The sequence below is a fragment of the Azospirillum sp. A29 genome (assembly GCF_042604625.1).
In the GTDB taxonomy this organism is placed as follows: Bacteria; Pseudomonadota; Alphaproteobacteria; order Azospirillales; family Azospirillaceae; genus Azospirillum; species Azospirillum palustre.
In genome coordinates this window covers 334,872-342,644 of the sequence record NZ_CP170469.1, presented here as the reverse complement: position 1 = coordinate 342,644, position 7,773 = coordinate 334,872, and the positions used below count along the sequence as shown (strand labels likewise).

Sequence of the window (7,773 nt, the reverse complement as noted above, 5' to 3'; positions counted from 1 at the left end):
CGTCCGTCCTCCCGCCTCAGACCGAGAAGACGGCGTTGATCTGGCCGGTGCCGGAGGAGGCGAAATAGGGCGTGACGATGTCCACGCTGCCCTCGTAGCGGTCCCAGCCCAGCGCGCCGAACAGCATGGCGGTGTCGTGCATATAGCCCTCGCCCCAGCATTTCTCGGCATACATCGGCAGCATGGCGGTGAAGGTCGCCCACTCGCCGCGCTGCCACAGTTCGACCACGCGCAGGTCGACCTGCTCCAGGAAGGGGTCCCACATCTTGTGCAGGTACTGCTCCGACACGCCGTTCTGGGCGAAGCGGTGGGACAGCGAGCCGCTGGCGAGGATGGCGACGGTGCCGTCATACTCCTCCTCGATGGCACGGCGGACGGCGCGGCCCAGCGTGGCGCTGTCCTTCAGGTCGTGGACGGTGCAGAGCGAGGAGACCGACACCACCTTGAAGCGGCGGTCCTCGTTCATGTAGCGCATCGGCACCAGCGTGCCGTATTCCAGCGTCAGCGAGGTTTCCGAATGCGCCCGGGTGTTCACCCCGGCCGCCGTCGCCTTGCTGGCGAGCAGATGGCCGAGCGCCGGGTTGCCGTCATAGGCGTAGGGCAGGTTCTTGATGAAGTGCGGCAGCTCGTTGCTGGTGTAGACGCCCTCGAAATGGGCGGCGCAATTGACGTGGTAGCCGGAATTGACCAGCCAGTGGGTGTCGAACACCACGATGGTGTCGACGCCGAGGTCGCGGCAACGCCGGCCGATCTCCCGGTGTCCGGCGATGGCGGCGTCGCGGCACCCCTTGTGCGGGCCGTCCAGCTCCGACAGGTACATGGACGGGACGTGGGTGATCTTGGCGGCGAGTGCGAGTTTGCCCATGCTTTCCTCCGGAATGCGGCCGGTTCGGCCCGGCTTGGTGATGGAAGTCTGAAAGACCGTCAACCGGCGACGATGTGGTTGACGAGGCTGCCGATGCCCGCGATCTCGGTGGTGACGGTGTCGCCCGGCTTGACGTCCGCCAGCCCTTCCGGGGTTCCGGTCAGGATGACATCGCCCGGCGACAGGGTCATGATCGACGACAGGTACGCGATCAGGTGCGGCACGTCGAAGATCATGTCGCGCGTGCTGCCCTCCTGCGTCACTTGGCCGTTGACCAGCGTGCGCAAGGAGAGGTTCATCGGATCGGGCACGTCCGCCGCGTCCACCAGCCAGGGACCGAGCGGCGTGCAGCCGTCGCGGTTCTTCACCCGCAGGTTCGGGCGGTAGTAGTTTTCCAGATAGTCGCGGATGGCGTAGTCGTTGGCGACGCTGTAGCCGGCCACCACCTCGTAGGCGCGGTCGCGCGGCACGTCGCGGGCGGTGCGGCCGATCACCACCGCCAGTTCGCATTCGTAATGCATGAAGGTGGCGTCGGCCGGGCGCCGGGTGCTGGCCTGATGGCCGGCGATGGTGTTCGGCCCCTTCAGGAAGACCAGCGGCGTTTCCGGCGCCTTGAAGGCCAGCTCCTTCGCGTGGTCGGCATAGTTGAGGCCGAGCGCGAAGATCGTGCGCGGCTCCACCGGCGGCAGCCAAGTGACCGTTTCGGGAGCAACAAGCCGGCCGTCGGACAGCCGCAGCCGTCCCTGTTCCTCGACCGCCGCATGGATTGTGCCGTCCAGCAGGATGCGGGCGCGCTTCATGGCGTTTCTCCTTCCGCCGCGGCGTCTTCGATGACGATGTCCAGGGGTGCGAAGCCGTCGATCTCCAGCCGGACGCGGTCGCCGGCCCCGGCCTGCGGCCCGCCGAGCGCGATGCCGAGATGCAGGATGTCGCCGGCCCGCAAGCTCATGAAGCCGGTCACCTCGGCCAGCAGCCGGGCCGGCGGGCGGACCAGATCGGACAGGCTGCGCTCCGCCACCACGGTGCCGTTGACCAGCGTGCGCAGGGTCAGCGTCTCCAGCCCCGCCACCGCCGCATAGGGCAGCGTTTCGCCCATCGGGCAGGAGCCGTCGAAGCAGCGTTCGCGCACCGGCGGCCGGTAGACCGACGGGTTGGGCAGGCTGGCGTCGAGGATCGGGCGCAGCCCGGCGACCGCGTCCATCGCCGTGGCCTCGTCCAGGGCAGTGGCGTCGCGGCCGATGACGAGGCCCAGCGTCGCCGCCACCTCCACCCGCTCCGCTCCGCGCGGCAGCCGCACCGCGGCGCCGGTGCCGGCATGGGTGTTGTAGGGTTTGATGTAGAGGATCGGCGCCTTCGGCGGTGCACCGTAGGGCGGCTGCGACAGGGCCGGGCCGAGGCGGTCCAGGGTGGGGCGGTCGTTGAGGATCACCCCGTAGACCATTCCCTGGGCCATTCCCTGAGGGGACGTGGTTTGCATGGTGTCAGCCTCCGAAGGCATGGACGAGCCACAGGCAGATGCCCGGCACGAAGACGATCAGCAGGATGCGCAGCAGGTCGGATGCCAGGAAGGGCATGACGCCCCAGGCGGTTTCGCGCATCGGCACGCCGCGCGCCAGCCGGTTGATGACGTAGAGGTTCATGCCGACCGGCGGATGGACGAGGCCGATCTCCACCACCATCAGGGCCAGGATGCCGAACCAGACCGACTTGTCGGTGGCGTCCATGCCGAAGAAATCGAGGCCAATCACCACCGGGTAGAAGATCGGGATGGTCAGCAGGATCATCGCCAGCGAATCCATCACGCATCCCAGCAGGATGTAGATGCCGATGATGCTGAACAGGACCAGCAACGGCGGCATGCCGCTGTCGCGCACCCAGGCGGCCAGCTCCACCGGCATCTGCGACACCGCCAGCGCCGAGTTCAGCAGGTCGGCGCCGATCAGCACGACGAAGATCATGGCGGTCGCCTGGGCGGTTCCGTAGATGCTGGCGACCAGCTGCGGCCAGCGCATGCCGCCGGAGGCGAAGGCGATCAGGCCGCAGGCGGCGGCGCCGATGGAGGCGGCCTCCGTCGGGTTGGCCCAGCCGTCATAGATGCCGAGGATTACCACCAGGAAGACCAGCAGCACCGGCAGCACGCCGAGCTGGGCACGCAGCCGCTCCGACCAGGGCAGCGGGGCGCTGGCCGGGCCGGCGGCCGGGTTGCGCCGCACGATCAGCGCGATCACCGCGACATAGCCCAGCGCGGCGATGACACCGGGGACCACCGCGGCGACGAACAGCTTGCCGATGGATTCCTGCGTCAGCACCGCATAGACGACCAGCGGCACCGAGGGTGGGATCAGGATGCCCAGCGTCCCGCTGGCCGCCAGCGTTCCGGTCGCCAGCCGCCCGGAATAGCCGCGGGCCTGCAATTCCGGCAGCGCCACCTGACCCATGGTGGCCGCAGTCGCCAGCGACGATCCGCAGATGGCGCCGAAGGCGGCGCAGGCGGTGGTGGAGGCCATCGCCAGACCGCCGCGCCAATGGCCGATCAGGGCGCCAGCGGCGCGGAACAGCGCCTTCGACAGCCCGCCATGGGTGGCGAACTGGCCCATCAGCAGGAACAGCGGGATGACCGACAGATCGTAGTTCGACAGCCGGGCGAAGGCGAGGTTGTTGAGGGTGAACAGCAGGGCGGCGGTCTGGCCGTCGTTGATGGTCAGATAGATGGCGCCGCCGGCGATGAACATCGCCACGCCGATATGGACGCGCAGCGCCAGCATGCCCATCAGCCCGGCGAAGCCGGCAAGTCCGATTGCGGTCCCGCTCATCGTGCAACCTCCGCCGTGCCGGCCGTCTGTCGTTCGTTGGATGTCAGGTCGCGCCAGCCGCGGGTCAGCGCGCACAGCGCCGTCAGGGCGAGGCTGGGCAGCATGGCGAGCATCGGCATCCAGACCGGCAGCCCCAGAAGCGGCGTCACCTCGCCCGCCTCGCGGATGTCGATCACCTGGAGGCCGGTGCGCCAGACCAGCAGCAGGGCCAGCGCGCCGAGCAGCAGGTCGGCCACCGCGTCGAGCAGCCGGCGCATCCAGGCCGGGGCGGTTTCGGTGAAGAAGTCGACGCGCAGATTCTCGCCCAGGATGGTGCAGAGCGGCAGGAAGGCGCAGGCGGCCACGGCGGTGCCGACCTGCATCAGCTCCACGTCGCCGGTGACCGGAAGGTTGGCCAGCTTGCGCCCGAAGATGGACAGCAGCGACATGCCGATCAGCGCCATGAAGATGCCGCCGCCGGCCAGGGCGAAGCCTTTCGCCGCAAGCAGCAGGGCGCGCTCGCCCGCGCTCCTTGGCCGGAAGTCCGGGCTTCCGATGGGTTCATGCATGATGAAGGGTCTCCGCGAAGGGGATCAGCGGGCGGCGAGCGCGCGGGCGTCGGTCGCCAGGGCGGCGCCGTCGATGCCGCGCTTGGCGATGTCCTGGCGCCATTCGGCTTCGACCGGCGCCGCGGCGGCGCGCATCGCCTCGTAATCCGCGGGATCCTGGTTCTGGATGGTGCCGCCTTCCCTGGCGACCAGGGCGCGGGTGTCGGCGGTCACGCGGTCCCAGACCTGACCGAAGCTCTCGACCAGCGCCGGGCCGCTGTTGCGGTCGATCACCGCCTTCAGGTCGGCCGGCAGCGACTGGTAGCGCTCCTTGTTCATCAGCAGCGTCAGGACCGTGGTGGAGTAGTAGGGCTGGCCGGCCGGCGGCTGGGTGTGGAGCTTGGTCACTTCCTGGAGCTTGGTCGGCGTCACCACCTCCCAGGCGCCCATGGCGCCGTCGACGATCCCCTTGGAGATCGCTTCGGTCACCTGGGCGGGCGGCATGTTGACGGGGGTGGCGCCCAGCGCGGTCAGCAGCTTGGAGACCATGCGGGTGGAGGCGCGCAGCTTCTGCCCCTTCAGGCTGTCCACCGCGGCGATGGGCTTTCCGGCGGTGTGGAAGGCGACGCCGCCATCGACATGGACCGCCAGAACCTTGTAGGCGGCGAACTCCTCCACCGCGTGGCGCTGGTAGAAGTCCCAGGCCGCCCGGCTGCCCGACAGGCCGTCGCGCACGACGAAGGGCAGCTCCATCGTCTCGATGACCGGGAAGCGGCCGGCCGAATAGCCGGGGGCGGTCCAGACGATGTCGGCGACGCCGTTCTTCGCCAGATCGACCAGCTGTGCCGGCGTGCCGCCGAGCTGCATCGCCGGATAGAACTGGCAGGTGATGCGTCCGCCCGACTGCTCGCCCAGGGCCTTGCACCAGGGCTCCATCACCTGCTTCTGCGCCGGCGCGCCCGGCGGCAGGAAATGCGTGATCTTCAGCGAGACGCCGTCGGCGGCTGTGGCGGGGTTGGCGACGGCAAGCGGCAGCAGCGTGGCCAGGGCGAGCGCCGCCGGCCGGATCGTTTTCAGCATGGGGTTTCCTCCACCGATGCGCGGGGGGACTGGGCGGACCGAAGGGTCTGCCCGTCCTCTTGTCGGCGCGTTGTTCATTGATGGTGTGTGATGCTGTTAACGAGTTAAACATTAACATGTTAAACAGTCAAGCGCGTTGTGCGTGGCTTGGGCGCACTGGTTGCCTCATACCAGGGCACGCTTGAACTGACCTCTTCAAGCGTGCCCTGGCCGCCGCGACTGCGGCGGCGCGCCCCCATGGGCGCGGAAAAGCCTGCGTGGCGTCTGAACGCAATACGGCAAGTCAGGTCATTGGCTTGCCGGTATCGGACGCTTAGTCCATTGCCGGGTAGAGACCGCGGGTGCCCGCCATCAGCCGCGTCAGGCCGAGAAGGGCATCGAGGCTGGGGGTCGCCTGTCCCAGCCGCCCGGCGATCTCCTTCACCGCCCCCAGCAGCGCGTCGATCTCCAGCGGCTTGCCGGCTTCGGCATCCTGGAGCATCGACGTCTTGAAGGCGCCGAGCCGGCGGGTCACCGCGTTGCGGTCCTCGCCGCTCTGCTCGACCGGGCAGCCGATCAGGCGGCCCAGTTCGGCGGCCTCCGCCATCACCGACAGGCAGAAGCCGCTGACCAGCGGATCGTCGAGAATCCGGTCGCAGGTGGCGCCGGTCAGTGCCGACACCGGATTCATCGTCATGTTGCCCCACAGCTTGTACCAGATGTCGGTCTGGATCCGTGGGGAGGACTGGACCTCGAACCCCGCCGCGGTCAGGAGATCCGCCAGCCTGCCGAGGCGGGGCGACGGGCTGCCGTCCAGCTCGCCGACGATCAGCCGGTTGCCGAAGCCGTGGCGCACCAGACCGGGTTCGGCAACCGAGCAGGTGGCATGGACGACGCAGCCGACGACCGCCTCATCCGGGATGGCGGCGGCGATCCGTCGGCCGGGATCGACGCTGTCGAGCGGCATCCCGGCGAGCGGCCCGCCGAAGCGGTGGAAGAACCACCAGGGCACGCCGTTCATCGCCGGCAGAACGATGGTCTGCGGCCCGATCAGGGGCGTCAGCGACGGGGCGAGGCCGGGCAGCGACTGCCCCTTCACGGCGATGACGACGAGATCCTGCGGCCCCAGCGCCGTCAGATCGTCGGCCACCCGGACGGACGCCGCGACCTCCCCGTCCGCGGTGGCGAGCCTCCAGGGACCGGCGCGGAGCGCATCGGCGGTGGCGCCGCGCGCCAGGACCGACACGTCGCAGCCGGCCTGGGCCAGACGGATGCCGATGAGGCCGCCGATGGCGCCGGCCCCGATGATGCAGGTCTTCATCGACGTCCTGTCTCCGCGGTCTATAGGGATGATCAGCGCCGCCGCAGCGTTTCCGACGGCGTCTCGCCATAGCGGCGGCGGTAGTCGCCGGCGAAGCGTCCGAAATTGCCGAAACCCCAGCGCAGGGCGATGTCCGCCACGCTTCCGGTTCCCCGGCCTCCGGTTCCTGTTCCTTGCAGCAGATCGTCCCGCGCGGCGGCCATGCGGATGTCCCGCAACTGCTGCATGGGGGACTGGTCGCGGAAATTGCGGAAGCCGGCGGTCAGGGTCCGGATGCTGACGCCGGCCGCCTCCGCGATCTCCGCCAGGGTCAGCGGCTCCCCGGCGTTGGCGCGCATGAACTCCTCGGCCGCCCGGACATGGCGCGGGGCAGGGGCGGCGGGCGTGCCCGCCATCTGCTCCGCCCCGCTATGCTCATGCCCGGTCAGCAGCATCAGCATCGCGGTCTCTTCCAGCTGTCTCCGCAGAAGGTCGGGCAGGGCCGGGGTCGGGGCCGGCTCGGGTCCGGCAGAAGGTGCGGTGCAGGACAGCACCATCCGCACCACCGACTGCCAGCGCGCATGCATGGCGGTTTCCGGCCGGATGCAGGGTGCGAATTCCAGCGGCCGGACGGGGGCCTTGCCGGTCAGCCGCTCGTACAGGCCGTCCAGCGCCGCGGTGCCGAGGCGGAGATGCAGCCGCTCGCTGTCGGCGCTGAAGCGCTTCCTCACCGGCGATCTCGCGGAATCGACGACCATCAATCCCGGCCCGCCGCTGAAGCTCTGCCCCTGCGTGTCGATTTCGGACCAGCCGCTGACCTGCGTCGTCACCAGGATGAAGCGGCCGGTCGGCACCTGCGACAGTTCCACCCCGGTGTTGAAGCGCAGCAGGGCCATGCCTCCCGACCAGCCGACCCGCAGCCGCATGCGGAAATCACGCGGCGGCCCGATCACCCGCATCCGGTGCGGGGTGTAGTTGCGGAACAGACGCTCCGAGGCGCAGTCGGGGTCGCTGGTGACCCAGTCCCCCGTCCGGTCGCCGGGCTGGTCGCCCGCTTGGGAGGCCAGGGCCCGTTCCGCCTCCAGCCCCAGCAGCCGGGCTTCGGTGGCCGACCGGCTCGTTTCGTCCTGATCGCATCCGTCCCCACAGCTTCCGATCATTGTTCGCGAGCCCCTTTGTGGAGTATGCGAACAATAAAGCGGTTAACAT

The 7,773-nt window shown here is 69.3% G+C and carries 8 protein-coding genes; all 8 read right to left on the bottom strand.

Features of this window, described 5'->3' with window-relative positions:
- Positions 1-16: 16 nt before the first annotated feature.
- Positions 17-865 carry a 3,4-dihydroxyphenylacetate 2,3-dioxygenase gene (gene hpaD, locus ABNQ38_RS35690; RefSeq protein WP_377811307.1) on the bottom strand — a complete coding sequence of 283 codons (849 nt, stop codon included), beginning with the start codon at positions 863-865 and terminating at the stop codon, positions 17-19.
- A gap of 59 nt (positions 866-924) precedes the next feature.
- Positions 925-1,665: a fumarylacetoacetate hydrolase family protein gene (locus ABNQ38_RS35685; RefSeq protein WP_377811306.1), complete on the bottom strand. Its 741-nt coding sequence runs from the start codon at positions 1,663-1,665 to the stop codon at positions 925-927.
- Positions 1,662-2,342 (bottom strand): fumarylacetoacetate hydrolase family protein, encoded by a 681-nt coding sequence (locus ABNQ38_RS35680; RefSeq protein WP_377811305.1) that lies wholly within the window; start codon positions 2,340-2,342, stop codon positions 1,662-1,664. The genes ABNQ38_RS35685 and ABNQ38_RS35680 overlap by 4 nt, the downstream gene beginning before the upstream one ends.
- Before the next feature lie 4 nt (positions 2,343-2,346).
- Positions 2,347-3,678 carry a TRAP transporter large permease gene (locus ABNQ38_RS35675; protein WP_377811304.1) on the bottom strand — a complete coding sequence of 444 codons (1,332 nt, stop codon included), beginning with the start codon at positions 3,676-3,678 and terminating at the stop codon, positions 2,347-2,349.
- Entirely contained in the window at positions 3,675-4,226 is a 552-nt protein-coding gene (locus ABNQ38_RS35670) for a TRAP transporter small permease (protein WP_377811303.1), read from the bottom strand. The genes ABNQ38_RS35675 and ABNQ38_RS35670 overlap by 4 nt, the downstream gene beginning before the upstream one ends.
- Before the next feature lie 24 nt (positions 4,227-4,250).
- On the bottom strand, positions 4,251-5,285 hold the full coding sequence (locus ABNQ38_RS35665) for a TRAP transporter substrate-binding protein (protein ID WP_377811302.1): 1,035 nt from the start codon (positions 5,283-5,285) through the stop codon (positions 4,251-4,253).
- Between the two features lie 313 nt (positions 5,286-5,598).
- On the bottom strand, positions 5,599-6,585 hold the full coding sequence (locus ABNQ38_RS35660) for a 2-dehydropantoate 2-reductase (RefSeq protein WP_377811301.1): 987 nt from the start codon (positions 6,583-6,585) through the stop codon (positions 5,599-5,601).
- Between the two features lie 32 nt (positions 6,586-6,617).
- The gene (locus ABNQ38_RS35655) at positions 6,618-7,724 is read right to left on the bottom strand and encodes an AraC family transcriptional regulator (protein ID WP_377811300.1); all 1,107 of its coding nucleotides are present in this window, start codon (positions 7,722-7,724) and stop codon (positions 6,618-6,620) included.
- Positions 7,725-7,773 lie beyond the last annotated feature (49 nt).

Bases quoted from the DNA above. Each gene is read 5' to 3' on its own strand.
- hpaD (WP_377811307.1), bottom strand. From the start codon at position 865: ATGGGCAAACTCGCACTCGCCGCCAAGATCACCCACGTCCCGTCCATG.
- ABNQ38_RS35685 (WP_377811306.1), bottom strand. From the start codon at position 1,665: ATGAAGCGCGCCCGCATCCTGCTGGACGGCACAATCCATGCGGCGGTC.
- ABNQ38_RS35680 (WP_377811305.1), bottom strand. From the start codon at position 2,342: ATGCAAACCACGTCCCCTCAGGGAATGGCCCAGGGAATGGTCTACGGG.
- ABNQ38_RS35675 (WP_377811304.1), bottom strand. From the start codon at position 3,678: ATGAGCGGGACCGCAATCGGACTTGCCGGCTTCGCCGGGCTGATGGGC.
- ABNQ38_RS35670 (WP_377811303.1), bottom strand. From the start codon at position 4,226: ATGCATGAACCCATCGGAAGCCCGGACTTCCGGCCAAGGAGCGCGGGC.
- ABNQ38_RS35665 (WP_377811302.1), bottom strand. From the start codon at position 5,285: ATGCTGAAAACGATCCGGCCGGCGGCGCTCGCCCTGGCCACGCTGCTG.
- ABNQ38_RS35660 (WP_377811301.1), bottom strand. From the start codon at position 6,585: ATGAAGACCTGCATCATCGGGGCCGGCGCCATCGGCGGCCTCATCGGC.
- ABNQ38_RS35655 (WP_377811300.1), bottom strand. From the start codon at position 7,724: ATGATCGGAAGCTGTGGGGACGGATGCGATCAGGACGAAACGAGCCGG.